The 17,670-nt window shown below is 67.1% G+C and carries 17 protein-coding genes; 13 read left to right on the top strand and 4 right to left on the bottom strand.

Going from position 1 to position 17,670, the window contains the following annotated elements; genetic code table 11:
* Positions 1-525 precede the first annotated feature (525 nt).
* The 5 genes from fabB (at position 526) to ACEYYA_RS07225 (ending at position 3,983) form a co-directional block, all read left to right on the top strand.
* Entirely contained in the window at positions 526-1,755 is a 1,230-nt protein-coding gene (gene fabB / locus ACEYYA_RS07245; RefSeq protein WP_374799077.1) for a beta-ketoacyl-ACP synthase I, read from the top strand.
* 18 nt (positions 1,756-1,773) lie between these two features.
* The gene (locus ACEYYA_RS07240) at positions 1,774-2,562 is read left to right on the top strand and encodes an enoyl-ACP reductase FabI (RefSeq protein WP_374799075.1); all 789 of its coding nucleotides are present in this window, start codon (positions 1,774-1,776) and stop codon (positions 2,560-2,562) included.
* Positions 2,562-3,392, top strand: a complete 831-nt coding sequence (locus ACEYYA_RS07235) for an alpha/beta fold hydrolase (RefSeq protein WP_374799073.1) — start codon at positions 2,562-2,564, stop codon at positions 3,390-3,392. Before ACEYYA_RS07240 ends, ACEYYA_RS07235 begins: the two co-directional genes overlap by 1 nt.
* Positions 3,393-3,520: 128 nt before the next feature.
* On the top strand, positions 3,521-3,757 hold the full coding sequence (locus ACEYYA_RS07230) for a hypothetical protein (RefSeq protein ID WP_374799071.1): 237 nt from the start codon (positions 3,521-3,523) through the stop codon (positions 3,755-3,757).
* A 4-nt stretch (positions 3,758-3,761) separates the two neighbouring features.
* Entirely contained in the window at positions 3,762-3,983 is a 222-nt protein-coding gene (locus ACEYYA_RS07225; RefSeq protein WP_374799069.1) for a hypothetical protein, read from the top strand.
* Positions 3,984-3,987: 4 nt separating this feature from the next.
* On the opposite strand, the gene ACEYYA_RS07220 is transcribed toward ACEYYA_RS07225, so the two are convergent.
* Positions 3,988-4,896 carry a LysR family transcriptional regulator gene (locus ACEYYA_RS07220; protein ID WP_374799067.1) on the bottom strand — a complete coding sequence of 303 codons (909 nt, stop codon included), beginning with the start codon at positions 4,894-4,896 and terminating at the stop codon, positions 3,988-3,990.
* Between the two features lie 110 nt (positions 4,897-5,006).
* On the opposite strand from ACEYYA_RS07220, the gene ACEYYA_RS07215 reads away from it, so the two are divergent.
* The 5 genes from ACEYYA_RS07215 to ACEYYA_RS07195 all read left to right on the top strand — a co-directional run bounded on the left by ACEYYA_RS07215 (position 5,007) and on the right by ACEYYA_RS07195 (position 9,999).
* Positions 5,007-5,942, top strand: coding sequence for a ring-cleaving dioxygenase (locus ACEYYA_RS07215; RefSeq protein ID WP_374799065.1), 936 nt, complete (start codon positions 5,007-5,009; stop codon positions 5,940-5,942).
* Between the two features lie 99 nt (positions 5,943-6,041).
* A complete protein-coding gene (locus ACEYYA_RS07210; RefSeq protein WP_374799063.1) occupies positions 6,042-7,808 on the top strand; it encodes a monovalent cation:proton antiporter-2 (CPA2) family protein in 1,767 nt (588 codons plus the stop codon).
* Positions 7,805-8,347, top strand: a complete 543-nt coding sequence (locus tag ACEYYA_RS07205; protein WP_374799061.1) for an NADPH-dependent FMN reductase — start codon at positions 7,805-7,807, stop codon at positions 8,345-8,347. Before ACEYYA_RS07210 ends, ACEYYA_RS07205 begins: the two co-directional genes overlap by 4 nt.
* A 135-nt stretch (positions 8,348-8,482) precedes the next feature.
* On the top strand, positions 8,483-9,340 hold the full coding sequence (locus tag ACEYYA_RS07200; RefSeq protein WP_374799059.1) for a pirin family protein: 858 nt from the start codon (positions 8,483-8,485) through the stop codon (positions 9,338-9,340).
* A 65-nt stretch (positions 9,341-9,405) separates the two neighbouring features.
* Positions 9,406-9,999, top strand: a complete 594-nt coding sequence (locus ACEYYA_RS07195; protein ID WP_374799057.1) for a hemerythrin domain-containing protein — start codon at positions 9,406-9,408, stop codon at positions 9,997-9,999.
* On the opposite strand, the gene ACEYYA_RS07190 is transcribed toward ACEYYA_RS07195, so the two are convergent.
* The 3 genes from ACEYYA_RS07190 to ACEYYA_RS07180 form a co-directional block, all read right to left on the bottom strand.
* Entirely contained in the window at positions 9,979-11,523 is a 1,545-nt protein-coding gene (locus ACEYYA_RS07190; protein WP_374799055.1) for a VOC family protein, read from the bottom strand. The two genes, ACEYYA_RS07195 and ACEYYA_RS07190, sit on opposite strands and share 21 nt — an antisense overlap.
* A gap of 411 nt (positions 11,524-11,934) precedes the next feature.
* Complete coding sequence (locus ACEYYA_RS07185; RefSeq protein ID WP_374799053.1) at positions 11,935-12,705, bottom strand: sulfurtransferase; 771 nt, start codon at positions 12,703-12,705, stop codon at positions 11,935-11,937.
* A 39-nt stretch (positions 12,706-12,744) separates the two neighbouring features.
* Complete coding sequence (locus tag ACEYYA_RS07180; RefSeq protein ID WP_374799051.1) at positions 12,745-13,530, bottom strand: TSUP family transporter; 786 nt, start codon at positions 13,528-13,530, stop codon at positions 12,745-12,747.
* Between the two features lie 39 nt (positions 13,531-13,569).
* On the opposite strand from ACEYYA_RS07180, the gene ACEYYA_RS07175 reads away from it, so the two are divergent.
* The 3 genes from ACEYYA_RS07175 (at position 13,570) to ACEYYA_RS07165 (ending at position 17,662) form a co-directional block, all read left to right on the top strand.
* Complete coding sequence (locus ACEYYA_RS07175) at positions 13,570-13,926, top strand: PadR family transcriptional regulator (protein WP_459349874.1); 357 nt, start codon at positions 13,570-13,572, stop codon at positions 13,924-13,926.
* On the top strand, positions 13,923-15,137 hold the full coding sequence (gene chrA, locus ACEYYA_RS07170; RefSeq protein WP_374799049.1) for a chromate efflux transporter: 1,215 nt from the start codon (positions 13,923-13,925) through the stop codon (positions 15,135-15,137). Before ACEYYA_RS07175 ends, chrA begins: the two co-directional genes overlap by 4 nt.
* 158 nt (positions 15,138-15,295) lie before the next feature.
* Positions 15,296-17,662: a heavy metal translocating P-type ATPase gene (locus ACEYYA_RS07165; protein ID WP_374799047.1), complete on the top strand. Its 2,367-nt coding sequence runs from the start codon at positions 15,296-15,298 to the stop codon at positions 17,660-17,662.
* The last annotated feature ends 8 nt before the right edge of the window (positions 17,663-17,670 follow it).

Raw genomic sequence — 17,670 nt, 5'->3', positions numbered from 1 at the left:
GCGAAAGCGCCCAGAAGGCAGGAACAGGCACCCGCTGAGCGCTCATGTTCCCTGTTGCACCATGCGCCGCGCGCTGCCGCCTTGGGGTCGGGCAGCGCCTCTTGTCAACGTGGCGGCGCCCCTAAAAATCCTGCCGCCGCCGCGCATGACCGGCCCGCATGGCCCTGCGCCCATGCGGACACCGACATGCCCGGCGCAGCGCAATCGGGGCAAGGCCCGCAAGCCGACATCGCCCGCATCGCTGACCCGTCCGCCTGATCCAGCGGCGTGGCGGGACCGCCCCCGGCATGACCTGCGTGGCCCATGGCGGTGCTTGGGGAAATAGACCATCCGCCGCGGGACGGTGTGCCATGGGGGGCCGGATCGCCGCGCCCCCCCTCCCCCAAAGAAGCCCCCGAAACCCGGCGCTGCAGACGGCAAGGCACCAGGCCGCGCCCGCCGGCCCGTCGCCACCGCCGCCGTTTGACCTTGCGCCAGCGCGACCGCCTGCCCTAGATATGCCTGAACAGTCAAAGGAGAGGCCCCATGCGCCGTGTCGTCATCACCGGTCTGGGCATCGTGTCCCCGATCGGCAACAATGCCGCCGAAGTCACCGAAAGCCTGCGTGCGGGCCGGTCGGGCATCGTTGCCGCCCCCGAATATGCCGAAAAGGGCTTTCGCAGCCAGGTCCACGGGATGCCGCAGATCGACCTTGCGGCCCATATCGACAAGCGCAACCTGCGCTTCATGGGGCCGGGCGCGGCCTATAACTTTCTGGCGATGGAACAGGCCGTCGCCGACAGCGGGCTTGAGGAAGGCGACATCTCGAACCCGCGCACCGGGCTGATCATGGGCTCGGGCGGGCCCTCGACCAGCAATTTCTTCGAGGCCCACCAGATCGTCATCGAAAAGGGCGCGCCCAAGCGGATGGGCCCTTTCATGGTCACGCGCTGCATGTCCTCGACCAATTCGGCCTGCCTGGCCACGCCGTTCCGCATCAAGGGCGTGAACTATTCGATCACCTCGGCCTGCTCGACCAGCGCCCATTGCATCGGCAACGGGGCAGAGCTGATCCAGATGGGCAAGCAGGATGTCGTCTTCGCCGGCGGCGGCGAGGAACTGGACTGGACGCTATCCTGCCTGTTCGACGCGATGGGGGCGATGTCGTCGAAATACAATGACGACCCCACCACCGCCTCGCGCCCCTTCGATGTCAGCCGCGACGGTTTCGTCATCGCCGGTGGCGGCGGTGTCGTCGTGCTGGAGGAACTGGAACATGCCAAGGCGCGCGGCGCCAAGATCTATGCCGAACTGACCGGCTATGGCGCGACCAGCGACGGGCACGACATGGTGGCCCCCTCGGGCGAAGGTGGCGAGCGGTCGATGCGGCTGGCTTTGTCGACCCTGCCCGAGGGCCGCAAGGTCAGCTATATCAACGCGCATGGCACCTCGACCCCCGCGGGCGACGTGACCGAAGTCGAGGCGATCCGCCGCATCTTCGGCGAGGGCAAGGTGCCGCCGATTTCCTCGACCAAATCGCTGACCGGGCACAGCCTGGGGGCGACAGGCGTGCACGAGGCGATCTATTCGCTGCTGATGATGCAGAACGGTTTCATCGCCGCCTCGGCCAATGTGACCGAGCTGGACCCGGCGATCCGCCCTGATGAAATCGCGACCAAGCGCGTGGATGATGTGGCTTTCGATTCGATCCTTTCAAACAGTTTCGGTTTCGGTGGCACCAATGCGTCGCTGCTGATGTCGGCTTATCGCGAATAAATTGAGGAAGTGTTGACAATGGGCGATCTCTTGAAGGGAAAACGCGGCCTCGTCATGGGCGTGGCCAATGACCGGTCGATCGCCTGGGGGATCGCCTCGGCCCTGGCGGCCGAGGGTGCGGAGCTGGCCTTTTCCTATCAGGGCGAGGCTTTCGGCAAGCGGGTGGAACCGCTGGCCGCCAGCCTGGGGTCGGATTTCCTGGTCGATGTCGATGTGAATGACGATGCCAGCCTGGACACGGCCTTTCAGGCGCTGAAGGATCGCTGGGGCCGGATCGACTTTCTGGTCCATGCCATCGCCTATTCCGACAAGAACGAACTGACCGGCCGCTTCATCCATACCAGCCGCGACAACTTCAAGAATTCGCTGGCGATTTCCTGCTTCAGCTTCATCGACGTGGCCCGCCGCGCCAGCGAGTTGATGCCGGATGGCGGCAGCCTGATCACCCTGACCTATGGAGGATCGAACCGGGTGACGCCGTTCTACAATGTCATGGGCGTGGCCAAGGCGGCGCTGGAATCCAGCGTGCGTTATCTGGCCAATGACCTTGGCCCGCAGGGCGTCCGCGTCAATGCGATCAGCCCCGGCCCGATGAAAACCCTGGCCGGCGCGGCCATCGGCGGGGCGCGCAAGACCTATCGCCACACCGAGGCGAACGCCCCCCTGCGCCACAACGCCACGCTGGAGGCCGTCGGCGGCACCGCCGTCTGGCTGGTCAGCGACTGGGGCAATTGCACCACCGGCGAGGTGGTGATGGTCGACAGCGGCTATCACGTTCTGGGAATGCCGCAGTCGGACAATATCTGATGGGTTATCAGTATTTTACCGCGGATGACGGCGCCCGTCTGGGTTATCGTGACCAAGGCCGCGGCCTGCCTGTCCTGGCCCTGCCCGGCCTGACGCGCGATAGCCACGATTTCGATTACATGGCCCATCACCTGCCCGACATCCGGCTGATCCGGCCCGATTATCGCGGCCGCGGCAAGTCGGACTGGACCGGTGCCGCGACCTATACCGTCCCGCAAGAGGCGCGCGACGTGGTGGCGCTGATGGACCATCTGGGGATCGACAAGGCCGCGATCATCGGCACCTCGCGCGGGGGGCTGATCGGCATGTTCATGGCCGCGACCGCAAAGGACCGGATGCTGGGGCTGATGATGAACGATGTCGGCCCGGTGTTGGAACGCGCGGGGCTGGAGAAGATCTTCGATTACGTCGGGCGCAATCCGGCCGCGAAAACCCTGGCCGAGATTGCCGACCGCCTGCCGCAGGTCATGCGCGACTTCGCCAATGTCCCCGCAAGCCGTTGGGCCGAGGAGGCCGTGCGCCACTATATCCAGACCGACACGGGCGTGAAGATCACCTATGACCCGGCCCTGCGCGAGGCGTTTCTGGCCGCCTTTGCCGGCCCGACCCCCGATCTGTGGCCGCTTTACGAGGCGCTGTCGGGCCTGCCGGTCGGGCTGATCCGGGGCGCCAATTCCGATCTGTTCAGCGCCGAGACAGCGGCCGAGATGCAGCGCCGACGCCCCGACCTGACCCTGGCCGTGGTGCCTGACCGGGGCCATATCCCGTTCCTGGATGAGACCGAAAGTCTGGCCGCGATCCGGGCCTGGCTGGCGGATTGCGGGGCCTGACCGGGGCTGTGCCCGCTTTACCGGACCCGTCCGGGATGATAAGCGTCATCCCGCACCAAAGATCCCGACGCTGACCCACATCGCTGGTTTTCCATCCGCGCCCCTCCGGGGACCGCAGTCATGCCCGCATGTCTGCACCCCTGAAAGGCCCGATGATGAACCACAAGCGCAAGAAACCCCGAAGCCACAGCCGCCGCACCGCCCGTTTCCCGGACGGATCACCGGCGTTCTGGAACATCCTTTACCACAGCCGCCCGCGCCGCCGCCGCACCGCAGCCGCATTGGCGCGGCTGCTGCGCGGGGCCGATCCCGACGGCATGGTCTGGGATCTGGGCAACCGCAAACCCCATCTCTATTTCTGGTGACGCCATGACCAAGACCCCCACCGAGACTGCCACGTTCCTGCCGCGCGGCAGCTCGGTCCTTGTGGTCGCCGCTGGCGGAGCGCTGTCGCTGTATCCGGCCCAAGGCCCTGATGACGCGCCGATCCCGCCGATGGTTCAGCTTCTGGCGGCGGTGCTGATGCGCAGCGCAGATGGCGACTGGCTGGCCGACATGCTGCGCATGTTTAAGCATCGCAACCGGCACTGACCCCCTATCGCCGCCAGGGCGCGCCGTCTGCCATCGCGGCGGCCAGCCAGTCGATCAGCGCCCGCAGCTTGGTCGGCATAGGCTGGACGCGCGGCCAGACCGCGTGGATCGGCAGCGCGCGCGGCGTCAGTTCGGGAAACAACCGCACCAGCCGTCCGTCGGCAATCGCGGGTTCGGCAATGAAGCCGGGCAGCATCGCCAGCCCCAGCCCGGCGATGGCCAGATCGCGCATCGCCTCACCGTTGTTGGCGGTGGCGATCTCGACCACCTCGGGGTGCAGATCGCGCCGACCGACGCGGAACCGCCACAGGTCGGCATTCGACAGGTGGCTGTAGCCGATCACCGGCCAGCCGGTCAGATCCTCGGGCACGGCGGGCCGACCGCGCCGATCCAGCAGCGCGGGCGCGGCGCAGGCGACCGAGACGTCATCACACAGCTTGCGCGCCATCAGCGCGCTGTCGGCCAAAGGCCCGATCCGCAGCGCGATGTCGAAACCGTCGCGGGTCAGATCGACGACCCGGTCGTCATAGTCGATGCGCAGACGCAGGCCGGGATGGGCGGCGGCAAAGCGCGCGAGCACCGGCGACAGATGCAGCGTGCCAAAGCTCATCGGGGCGGCGATGGACAGCGTGCCGCGCAATTGCTCGGACCCGCCCCATGCGGCGGCCTCGGTCGCGGCGCGCAGATCGGCAAGCGCGGGACGGATGCGATCGGCCAGGCGCTGCGCCGCCTCGGTCGGGGCAATGCGCCCGGCGTTGCGGCGAAACAGCGCCGCGCCCAGTTCGACCTCCAGGTCGGTGATGCGCTTGCTGATCACCGATTTCGACAGGTTCAGCCGCGCCGCCGCTGCGGTGACGGTGCCAAGCTCAAGCACGGCAAGCAGGGTTTCCAACTGGTCAAGGTCATAGCGCATGGGCCAAGATTACGCCGCATGTTCGGTTTTGTCGAACGGCGCGTGCGGCGCGGCCCGGCTGGTATCGGCCAAGGCGCCGCCCCATATCGGTGCCAACAAAGGAGGCGCATATGGATCTGACCGGCATTCACCACCTGACCGCGATCACCGCCGATGCGGCGGCGAACAACCGCTTTTATACCGAAACGCTGGGGCTGCGGCGGGTGAAAAAGACCGTCAATCAGGATGACACCTCGGCCTATCATCTGTTCTTTGCCGATGGCGCGGGCAGTCCCGGCACCGATCTGACGTTCTTCGACTGGCCGGTCGCGCGCGAACGGCGCGGCACCCATTCGATCAGCCGCACCGGGCTGCGCGTCGATGCCGCAAGCCTTGATTACTGGGCCGCGCGGCTGCGGGATGCGGGGCTGCGCGTCGGGCAGATCGCCACCACCGATGGCCGCGCCAGCCTTGATTTCGACGACCCCGAGGGGCAGCGCTTTCGCCTGACCGCCGACCAGCCCGGCCCTGCGCATCCCTGGGATCGCAGCCCGGTCCCTGCCGCCCATCAGATCCGTGGGCTGGGGCCGATCACCATCTCGGTGCCTGATCTGGCCCCGACCGAGGCGGTGCTAACCCGCGTGATGAACATGCGCCGGATGCGCGATTACGCGGGGCCGGACGGTCAGGTCCATGTGTTTGAAATGGGCGAAGGCGGGCCTGCCGCCGAACTGCATGTCGCGGTCGAACCCGGCCTGCCCGTCGCACGGCAAGGCGCGGGGGCGGTGCATCACGTCGCCTTCCGGGTGCCCGATGTGCCCACGATCCACAACTGGGCGCAGCGGCTGAACGACTTTCGCATCCCCAGCTCGGGCGAGGTCGAGCGCTATTACTTCCGCAGCCTCTACTTCCGTGAACCTGGCGGCAACCTGTTCGAGATCGCAACCGACGGCCCCGGTTTCGCCGTGGATGAGCCGTTCGAGACGATGGGAGAGGCGCTGTCGCTGCCCCCGTTCCTTGAGCCGAAGCGCGCCAGCATCGAGGCCGGGCTGAAGCCGCTGGACTAGCGTCCCCCCAGCCGACCCGCCGGTTTCGACCGGCGGGTTTTTCGATTGATCCGCCGCCGATTGCCCGCCATGGTTTCCGCATAAAAACGGGGGTTTATCATGGCGACAGAGGGGCTTGGGCCGGTCATCGGTCCTGCGGTGGTGTTGATGGGCGCGGCGGTGGTGGCGGTGCCGCTGTTTCGCCGCCTGGGCCTTGGATCGGTGCTGGGCTATTTCGCCGCCGGGGCCTTGGTCGGCCCATCCGTGCTTGGCCTGTTCACCGACCCCGAGGCGATGCTGCATTTTGCCGAACTGGGCGTCGTCATGTTCCTGTTCGTCATCGGGCTGGAGCTGCGGCCGCAAAAGCTGTGGTCGATGCGCGGCCAGATCTTCGGCCTGGGGCTGGCGCAGGTGGCCCTTGCGATGACCCTGCTGACCATGGCCGGGGTGATCATCTTCGGCCTGCCGCCCGTCACCGGCTTCATCGCCGGGGCGGGCTTTGTGCTGTCATCGACCGCCGTCATCATGTCCACGCTTCAGGACCGTGGCGAGATCGCCGGGGCCGAGGGGCAAAAGGCGGTCTCGATCCTGCTGTTCGAGGATCTCTTGATCGTCCCCTTGCTCGCGGTCGTGGCCTTTCTGGCACCGGCCAGCGACGCGCCCGGCGGGGCGATGGCGATCATCCTGCCGCTGGCCGGGCTGGCGGTGCTGCTGGTCGTCGGTCGCTGGGGGCTGGACCCGTTCTTCGCGCTGCTGGCCCGCGCCCGATCGCGTGAGGTGCTGACGGCGGGGGCGCTGCTGGTCGTTCTGGGCGCGGCCCTGCTGATGGAGGCGGTCGGCCTGTCGATGGCCATGGGTGCGTTCCTTGCAGGGGTCATGCTGTCGGGGTCAAGCTATCGTCACCAGATCGAAACCGACATCGAACCCTTTCGCGGCCTGTTGATGGGCCTGTTCTTTCTGGCGGTCGGCATGTCGCTGGACCTGCGGGTGGTCGCCGGCGAAGGCCCACTGTTGCTGGCGATGCTGCTTGCGTTCGTGCTGGTCAAGGCGGTGGCGATCTATGCCACCGCGCGGCTGTTCGGCAGCGCCAACCTGGCCGCGCTGAAACGCACCGCGCTGTTCGCCCAAGGCGGCGAATTCGCCTTTGTGCTGTATTCGGCGGCGCTTGGCAGCGGCGTGATCGACGCGCGCCAGAACGCGATCTTCGGCTCGGTCGTGATCCTGTCGATGGCGGTGACGCCCCTGATCCTGATGGCCGCCGACCGGCTGCTGACCGCCCGTCCTTCGATGCAGGGGGTCGAGGCCGCGAACGGCCTGCGCGGTCAGGTGCTGGTGATCGGCTTTGGCCGCTTCGGCCAGATGGCGCTGCAAATGCTGCTGGCGCAGGGTGCCGAGGTCTCGGTCATCGACACCGATCCCGACAGCATCCGCGAGGCGCGCAGATGGGGATTCAAGGTCTATTACGGCGATGGCGGGCGGCTGGACATCCTGCATCATTCCGGTGCCGATGAGGCCGAGGTCATCATGGTCTGCGTCGATGACCCCAAGGTGGCCAGCCAGATCGTCGAACTGGCGCGCCACGCCTTTCCGCAGGCCCGCCTGCTGGTGCGCGCCTATGACCGCCGCCACGCGGTCGAACTGATCCGCGCGGGCGTCGATTTCCAGATCCGCGAAACCGTCGAGGCGGCCTTTGCCATGGGCGCCGAGGGGCTGCGCGCGCTTGGCTGCGCCGAAGCGGTGGTGGCCGAAACCCTTGAGGACATCCGCCGCCGCGACGCCAGCCGGCTGGCCCAGCAGGTGCAGGGCGGCATCGCCGCCGGGCTGGACCAACTGCATCTGACGATGACACCAGAGCCGCTGACAGCGGTGCGAAAGGATCGCACATGACCACCATCCTTGGCCTTTCGGGCAGCCTGCGCCGGGCGTCCTTCAACGCGGGGCTGCTGCGCGCCGCAGCCGAGACCGCGCCCGAGGGCGTGACCATCCGGATCGGCGACATCCGCGAGGTGCCGCTTTATGATGCCGATGCCGAGGCCGCGCAGGGCCTGCCGCCCGCCGTGCAGGTCTTGCAAGATCAGCTCGGCCGCGCCGACGCCCTGCTGCTGGTCAGCCCCGAATACAACAACGGCATTCCCGGCGTGTTCAAGAACGTCATCGACTGGATGTCGCGCGGGCCGGGTCTGTCGATGTTCGCGGGCAAGCCGGTGGCGGTGATCGGCGCCTCGCCCGGCGGCTTCGGCACGATCATGGCGCAGGATCACTGGCTGCCGGTGCTGCGCACCCTGCGGTGCAATTTATGGGCCGAGGGCCGCCTGATGGTCTCGCGCGCCTCGGGCCTGTTCGACGATCAGGGCAATCTGACCGATGACAAGACCCGCGACCAGCTTGCGGCTTTCATCGCGGGATTTGCCGCCAGCCTGCGCTGATCCGTTTGCGATCAGCGGTCGCATCGCAAAAGCGGCGTTCGGTTTTGCCGAACGCGGCCCGCCTTGCCCCGTGGCCGAAAGACCCCATCTTCCTGTCAACAAAGGGGCATCGACGCCCCTCAGCAGGAGACAGACATGCGTGACATCATCGAAACAACCACCGCGCCGCAGGGCCATTGGGTCGGCGACGGCTTTCCCGTCCGGTCGCTGTTCTCGCATATGTCGGGGCAGTCCGAGGCCACGCCCTTTCTGATGCTCGACTATGCCGGGCCGCATGATTTTGCCCCCGCCGACCGCCCGCGCGGTGTCGATGTGCATCCCCACAAGGGCTTTGAAACCGTGACCATCGTCTATGAGGGCGAGGTGGAGCATGGCGACAGCACCGGGCGCGGCGGCGTCATCGGGCGCGGCGATGTGCAATGGATGACCGCCGGTTCGGGCATCCTGCACCGTGAGTTCCACAGCACCGACTATACCGCCACCGGCGGCCCGTTCGAGATGGTGCAACTGTGGGTCAACCTGCCCGCCCGCGACAAATCCGCCGCGCCCGGCTATCAGGCGATCAGCGATGCGGCGATCCCGACGGTCGAGCTGCCGGATGGCGCGGGGCGCGTGCGGGTGATCGCGGGCAGCCATGGCGCGGCCCAAGGCCCGGCCCGCACCTTCACGCCGATGGACGTGCTTGATCTGCGGCTCAACGCCGGGCGCAGGACGACGCTGATCCCGGCCGAGGGCTGGAACGTCATCGTCGTGGCGCTGTCGGGTTTGGTCACGGTCAACGGCACCGATCTGGCCGGTCCCGGCACCGTTCGCCTGTCGCGGACCGGCGGCGATGTCGTCATCACCGCGCGGGACGATGCCAAGCTGCTGATCCTGGCGGGCGAACCCATCGACGAGCCGATCGCGGCCTATGGTCCCTTCGTGATGAACACCAAGGACGAGATCCGGCAGGCGATGGACGATTTCCGGCTGGGCAAGTTCGGGCGGCTGTAAGGCGCGCTTGCAAGGATCACCGGGCGGCGGCACCCCTGCCGCCCGCTTTCATGATGGGGGCGTGAATGGACGACAGATGGACACTGGGCCGCCGCACCGGCCTGCCGCCCGACCTGCTGTTTCTGGCCGCGAAACATCCGCGCCCGACCTGGGCCGAGGGGTCGGCACTTTCGGCCACGGCGCAGGTCTGGCTGGCCAGGCACGATCAATTCCGCGCGCAGACAGCCCGGATCACCGCCGGGCTGACCCGCCTTCGCGAGGATGGCCTGACCACCCCCGACAGCGCCCCTGCCCTGCGCCGCCATATCGGCAGCCTGCTGGTCGGTCTCGACGGTCATCACCAGATCGAGGATCACCACTATTTCCCGGTCTTCCAGCGCGCCGAGCCGCGCCTGCTGCGCGGGTTCCAGATCCTCGATGCCGACCACCACATGATCCACGACGCCATCGACGATCTGGCCGCCGTCACGCAAGACAGCCTGCGCCGTCTGGGCAATGCCCACGGGATGATGACCAGCGACCAGCGGTTTGCCGTCGATGGGCTGGCCGATACGGTCAACCGCATTGCGCCGCTGTTGCGTCAGCATCTGGCGGATGAGGAGGAGATCGTGATCCCCCTGATCCTGGATCGCGCGCGGTCAGACCCCGACTTCGGCTGAGGCCTGACCCCCCAGCCAGTCCTGCGCGGCGGTCAGGTCTGCGGGGGAAAGCTCATGCCCCGCGGCCAGCCGGCGTGCATCCAGATCAGCCCCCGCGGCGCGCAAGGACGCCTCAAGCGCCGGCGCCATGGGGGCATAGGGATCATGCGCGCCGGTCGTCATCAGCACCCGCGTGCCGGACAGATCGGCGGCGGGCGCGGCCTCCAGCACCTCGATCCCGCGCAACAGGATCGCGCGGCGGATCACGCCCGGATGCAGCCGCAGCATCGCGCCCAGCAGGTTGGCGCCGTTGGAATAGCCCAGAAAGGTCATCCGGCCCGCCTCCAGCCCATAGCTGCGACGCGCCTCGGCGATGAAATCGGCAAGCGCGGCGGCCTCGGCGGCGATGTCGGCCTGATCATAGGTCATCGGGTCGATCCGGCGGAACCAGCGGTTGATCCCCTCCTCGGTCGACCGCCCGCGCATCCCCAGCAGCGTCGCGCGCGGTGCGATCCGCGCGGCCAGCGGCATCAGGTCGGTTTCGGACCCGCCGGTACCATGCAGAAGCACCAGCACGCTGCCATCGGCATCCTTGGGCGTGTGAAAGCGGTGGACAAAGCCCAGATCGCGCATCGGCATCCTTTCCTGCCCCGGCAGGGCAAATTGCGGCAACACAACCCGCAGATCGGCGGCGCGGGCGGCGTCATGGGGCGGGATCATCAGGGTCTGGCCCAGGGCCTCGGCATCCTCATCCACGGTAAAGCCGGGCGCATCGGTCGCGTATTCATACAGCGTGCCGGTGGGTTCGCGGACGTAAAGCGACAGGAAATAGCGCCGATCATGGACCGAGACCGCCCCGTCATGACCCTGCAAGGCCAGCCGCATGGCGCGCACAGCCGCCGCATCCGGCGCGCGGAAGGCCACATGGTCGAAGACCCCGGTGCCCGGCCCGCCCGTCACGAAACCGGCCGAGCCGCGAATGTCCACCACGTCGCTGTCCGATGCCATGCGGATGAACGGCCCGTCGCGCAGCACCGGGCGATAGCCGAAGCGGGCGGTGAAGGCGGCGGCGGCCTCGGCATCCTCGGTCAGGATGGTGACGCCACGGATGCGGGTCGGCGTATGGGGATCATCCAGCGGCGCGGCGGCGGGCAGGTCGATCCCGACCAGCTTGACGATGATCCCGTCGGGGTCGCGCAGCCGCAGCGTGCTTTCGCCCATCTCGGGCGCGGGACCGGTCACCGGCACCCCCGCTGCAAGCGCCCGCGTCAGCCATTCGCCCAGCGAGCCTGGCGGCACGGCCAGGGCGATCTCGCTGACCTGCCCCAGCCCGACGCGACCGCGCGCCCCGTCCTGCCAGACCAGAAAGGTGACGACCGAGCCGGGGCTGCCCAGCCGGTCGCCATAGAACAGATGCAACTGTTCGCCGTCCTCATAACCGCCGGTCTGCTTGACCAGCCGCAACCCCAGGAAGCCCGCGTAGAAATCGACGTTCTTCTGGACGTTGCCGGTGATGGCGGTGACGTGGTGGATGCCGGTCGTCATGCGGCCACCCGCCCTTGGCCGACATGCGCAGAGGGTCGGGGCTGCGGGGGCATCGAACGGGTGGGCAAATCGTCGGCCATCAGATCCTCGCATCGTTTCGCACCATTCTGTTCGTCCGAACCGGAATGTCCAGCGGACGCGGCGTTCGACACGGCCGAACAGCGCGATCGGCGCAGGCCAAAGCGCGCGACGGCGGCGGGTGAAGGGGGTGATGGTGTAGGTGGCGGAGGGGATGGGCCTGAGATCCAACCTTCTCTGTCATAAGTCATTGTTTTTGCTGCACCAGATGGAGGCTTCGGTAGTTGCAGAGAAGGATCCCTCGACCAGCCGTGCTCACGTTCGGCTGACGCTAGCCCGGACTGATCATCGATCTGATCGGCGGCGCAGCAAGACACTCGGTTTCGTGCGAAGTCAGTCCGGCCGGCGAACCGGACAGCTTTCGTCCGCCGCCCAGTCGGCAAAGCTGAGATAGTAGACGTGAACGTTGTCCCTCCCGGCGACGACTGCAGCAAGTGCCGCCAGCGCCGCGCGGCCACCGCCGTTGCAGTGGCTTACAATGGGCTTGGAGCCGTCGATACCCTCTGCATCGAGCAGCTGCGCGATCTCAGCCGCCGGGCGCAGATGCGTCCCGTCGAGCAGATCGTCATGGGCAACGTGCGCCGCGCCGGGCAGATGCCCGCCGCGCGAATTGCCTTTGAGGTCTTCGCCGCGAAACTCGGCGGCGGTCCGCGCGTCGAAGATCTGCACGTTCGGCAGTTCGCGCTTCAAGCCCTCCCTTTCGCTCAGGCCGACCCTTCCCGCGCCGGGGTCGAGAACCAGTGCAACCGATGAAGGGGGAACTTGCGGCGGAATGGCGGAAAGCGCGGCAAGGCCGCCATTCAGGACTGTCGCGGGAAGACCGAAGTATTGAAGGATGAACCAGACCCGCGCGGCTTCGGTCATGCGCCCGTCGTCCAGAACGACGCTCACGGCATCCGGCCCCACGCCGATCGCTTCGAGTTCGCGCTGCCAGAAAGCCAGATCGTCGAAGCCCGACTGGCTGCGTTTCGCGCGGTCGATCCAGTCCTCGATCGGCACACTCAGCAGCCCTTCGGGTCGTTCATCGCCGGCCGGGACGTAGATCAGCCGGAGCGGTCCGAGCCCTGGGAGATCAGTCGCGTTGACGAGGGGCGTGCGATGCATGGTGTTTCCTTCTTCGAAGATGATACGCGAACGGCTCGGTCAGATCAGCCCTGCCGCCAGCCCGAGCCCAAGAGCGATCATCGTGAGCGCGACAGTGATCTGAACCCCACGCAGCGTGACCTTGTTCAGGACACGTGTCCCGATGAAGGCTCCGAGAAATGCGCACAGCGTCGCGACCCCGACGACCGTCCAGACATCCGGCGTCAGGGCTGCGAAATTTCGGGTGAAATGCGACAGGCCGTAGATGCTCAGTCTGGTGACGTCGACGATCACGGCCGCCACGACCCCTGTCGCGATGAATGCTTCCTTCGTAAGTCCGGCCTTGATCAGGAAGGCGGTTCGGAAAGCGCCCTGATTGCCCGAAAGCCCTCCGAAGAAACCCGAAATCAACCCGCCAAGCGGCATCAGACGCGCCGGGAACTTCAGTCGAGCAAAGGCGGGGGACAGCTCCAGGAGCGCAAAGATCACGATCAGCGTGCCGATGGCCAGCGGCAGCGCCTCGATCCGGTACTCGTTGCCGAAAGCAGCCCAGGTCGTGATCGTCGGCAGATCGGACAACCGGACCAGAAGCGACGCGCCCAGAATGGCTGCAAGCGCCGCAGGGACCGCGAAGCGCAGCAGCACCCGCATATCGGCCCGTCGTCCCACGAGCGCCAGCTTGAACAGGTTGTTGGCCAGATGGACCAGTGCCGTGGCGCCGACGGCCACCTCGACGGGCATCAGAAGGGCGAAGGCCGGCATCAGGATCGTGCCGAGGCCGAAGCCGGAAAACAACGTCAACCCGGAGGCGAGGAAAGCGACAAGCGCGACGAGGAGGATGTCCATGAAACCGCGAACTCCGGGGATTGACGCACAAGATATGAGATGATTTATCGGATGTCGATATCGAATACCGTGGGTGGCTATTTGGCAGGCCAGATGGAGCATCATGATCTACTGTCCGGACTCGTGCGGCTGCACGTGCTGCACCATGCGGCGCAGCATCCGGTCTACGGCCAGTGGATGATCGACGAACTGGCTCGGCACGGCTATCGCCTGTCGCCGGGCACGCTCTATCCGATGCTCTCCAAGATGGAGCGGGACGGCTACCTGACCAGCAAGACCGAACGCGAGGGACGCACGTCCCGCAAGTTCCACACGATCACGGACAAAGGGCGCGAAGGGCTGGCGGTGGCGCGGGTTCGTTTGCGGGAACTGAAGGGCGAGGCGGGAACGGAATGACGGACACGACAGACACGGCCGAGGCCAGGCCGGCGCAGGGAACGCCGGGCGAGGTGTTCTCCGCCTTCTTCAAGCTCGGCCTGACCTCCTTCGGTGGGCCGATCGCGCACCTCGGCTATTTCCGCGATGAGCTGGTCACGCGCCGCAAATGGCTGAGCGATCACGCCTATGCCGACCTGGTGGCTTTGTGCCAGTTCCTGCCTGGTCCAGCCTCCAGCCAGGTAGGGTTCGCGCTCGGGATGATGCGCGCGGGCTGGCTCGGGGCGCTCGCTGCCTTCACCGCCTTCACGTTGCCCTCGGCGCTGGTGCTGCTGGTCTTTGCGATGACGGCGGCGTCCATCTCGGGTCCCGTCGGGACGGGCGCCCTCAACGGGCTGAAGATCGTTGCGGTCGCGATTGTCGCCCAGGCCGTCTGGGGCATGGCGAAGAACCTTTGCCCCGACCGGGAGCGCGCCTCCATCGCTGTCGGCGCGGTGGTGATGCTGGCGTTCCTGCCGGGCGCATTCGGAATGGTAGGCGCCATCGTGCTGGGTGCGCTTGCCGGGCTGGCGCTGGGGCGCGGCTCGGGAACACCGCTCGGCGGTCATGTGACCATGCCGGTGTCGCGCGGGATCGCTGCCGCGGCGGTCGTCTTCTTCGCGCTGCTCTTCCTGCTTCCGCTGATTGCCGGGCAAAGCCAGTCGCTGGCCGTGATCGACAGCTTCTACCGCGCCGGTGCGCTGGTGTTCGGCGGCGGTCACGTGGTCCTGCCGCTCCTGCAGGCTGAGGTCGTTGCGCCCGGCTGGGTCACGCCTGATGAGTTTCTGGCTGGGTACGGCGCGGCACAGGCGGTGCCCGGGCCGCTCTTCACCTTCGCCGCCTATCTCGGCGCGGTGCTCGGGCCGGAGCCCAACGGCGCGGTCGGGGCGGTCATCGCGCTGCTCGCCGTGTTCCTGCCCGGTTTCCTGATCCTGATCGGCGTGTTGCCGTTCTGGGATCGCTTCCGCGCCATGGCGCCTGCGCAGTCCCTGATGCAGGGCGCAAATGCAGCAGTCGTCGGCATCCTCGGCGCGGCGCTCTATTCGCCCGTCTTCACCAGCGCCATCGGGGATTTGCGTGACTTCGCGCTGGCGCTCGCCTGCTTCGTCCTGCTGATGGCGTGGAAGGCCCCGCCCTGGGTCGTTGTGATTGTGGCAGCGGTCGGCGGAGCGGGACTGGCTTTGCTGGGCTAGAGGAAACAGCGGCATAGTCCTATCTGCGCAATCGGGAAATATCGCGGCAGCGCTGGCTTCAATCGGTACTTGACCTTCCAGTTACGGGAAGGAGCAAATTGATCCTGAAGGTCCGTGCATCGGCCTTCACGCGGCTCAGACCGCGAAAGGAGAACGCCATGTCCGCTGCCCATCATCACGCAGGCCACGTCCATGCCGACGCCGAAATGCCGAGCGTCCACGAGGAGCCGGCAACCGGCCCGACGGCCATCGATCCGGTCTGCGGCATGACGGTGAGCCTGAAGCCGGACACCCGGACGGAGAGCTTTGGCGGCGAGAGCTTCCATTTCTGCTCGGGCAAGTGCCAGACGAAGTTCAAGGCGGATCCCTGGTTCTACGCCTCCGGCCGCGCCGCCGGACGCAAGAAGGCCGTCCCGGCCAACGTTCAGTACACCTGCCCGATGCATCCCGAGATCATCCGCGATGCGCCGGGATCCTGCCCGATTTGCGGCATGGCACTGGAGCCGATGGTCCCCTCGGACGAGCCCAGCGAGGAGCTGACCGACTTCACGCGGCGGCTGTGGATTTCGGCGGCGGCGGCGGTGCCGCTCATCGTGCTGACGATGGGCGAGCTTGTCGCCCTGCCGGTGCGCGACTGGGTCGGGCATCAGACGGCGAGCTATCTGGAGTTCGTGCTGGCGACACCGATCATTCTCTGGGCCGCCTTGCCGTTCTTCCGGCGTGGCTGGGACTCGATCTTGAACCGCAGCCCCAACATGTGGACGCTGATCAGCCTCGGCGTTGGAGCGGCCTATCTCTATTCGCTGGTCGCCACGTTCCTGCCGGGCGTGTTTCCAGACCAGTACCGCATGGGCCACGGCGTCGGGACATACTACGAAGCGGCCGTCGTTATCGTGGCTCTGGTCTTCGTCGGCCAGGTTCTCGAATTACGGGCGCGCGAACGCACCGGGGACGCGATCCGCGCGCTGCTTGATCTCGCACCCAAGACCGCGCGGCGCATCCTGCCGGACGGCACCGAATACGACGCGCCGCTGGAGAACATCATGGAGGGCGACCGGCTGCGGGTGCGCCCCGGCGATGCGGTCCCGGTGGACGGGACGGTGATCGAGGGACGCTCGTCGCTCGACGAAAGCATGCTGACCGGCGAGTCGATGCCCGTGGAGAAAGGCCCTGGCGATGCCGTGACCGGAGCCACGATCAACAAGAACGGCAGCCTCGTGATCGAGGCAGGCAAGGTCGGCGCCGATACCGTGCTGGCTCAGATCGTGGCCATGGTCTCGAACGCCCGCCGGTCGCGCGCACCTATCCAGGGACTGGCCGACAGGGTTTCCGCGGTGTTCGTGCCGACCGTGGTGGCCATCGCCATTGTCGCCTTCATCGTCTGGCTGACTGTCGGTCCGGAACCCGCGCTGGTCTTTGCCATCGCCTCGGCGGTCTCGGTGCTGATCATCGCCTGTCCCTGCGCGTTGGGGCTGGCGACGCCGATTTCCATCACCACGGCGGCGGGTCGCGGGGCGCAGGCGGGCGTGCTGATCAAGGATGCCGAGGCGCTGGAGCGCATGGCGGCGGTCGACACGCTGATCGTGGACAAGACCGGCACCCTGACCATGGGCAAGCCGAAGCTGACGGACACCGTGATGTTGGGGGATATTGCCGAGGCCAACCTGCTATCGCTTGCGGCCGCGCTCGAGCGTGGCTCGGAACACCCTCTCGCCGAGGCAATCGTCGAGGGAGCTGAGGCCCATGGGGCGCCGCGGCAGGAGGCGGCAGATTTCGAGGCGGTCACCGGCAAGGGCGTGCGCGGCACGGTCGGCGGGCGTGAAGTGGCGCTCGGCAATGCAGCAATGATGCACGAGATGGGGCTGGACACAGGTCTGGCCGAAGCGAAGGCCGACGGCCTCCGCGCCGAAGGCAAGACAGCGATGTTCATCGCGTCGGGCGGCGCGCTCGTTGGCATCGTGGCGGTGGCTGATCCGATCAAGGACAGCACCGCGCAGGCGATCCAGGAACTGCACGCGCAAGGGCTGCGGGTCATCATGGCGACCGGCGACAACGAACGCACGGCGCAGGCGGTCGCCAGCAAGCTTGGGATCGACGAGGTCCGCGCCGGCGTGCTGCCCGAGGCCAAGAAGGAGCTGATCGACCAATTGCGCCGGGACGGCCACAAGATCGCGATGGCGGGCGACGGGGTGAACGACGCCCCCGCGCTGGCCGCTGCCGATGTCGGCATCGCCATGGGAACCGGCGCGGATGTGGCCATGGAAAGCGCCGGCATCACCCTCCTGGGCGGTGACCTGATGGGGATCGTGCGCGCACGCAAGCTGGCCCGCGCCACGCTTCGCAACATCAAGCAGAACCTGTTCTTCGCTTTCGCCTACAATGCTCTGGGCGTGCCGGTCGCGGCGGGACTGCTCTATCCCCTTACGGGGATGTTGCTGTCGCCGATGATCGCAGCAGCGGCGATGAGCCTGTCATCCGTCTCCGTCATCACCAACGCGCTGCGACTGCGGCGGATCGAGTTGTGAGGGAATGA

The organism is Paracoccus zhouxuedongae (assembly GCF_041927815.1).
Taxonomy (GTDB): Bacteria; Pseudomonadota; Alphaproteobacteria; order Rhodobacterales; family Rhodobacteraceae; genus Paracoccus.
Note: the sequence above shows the minus strand (reverse complement) of the source record. Positions and strands in the feature narration are given on the sequence as shown.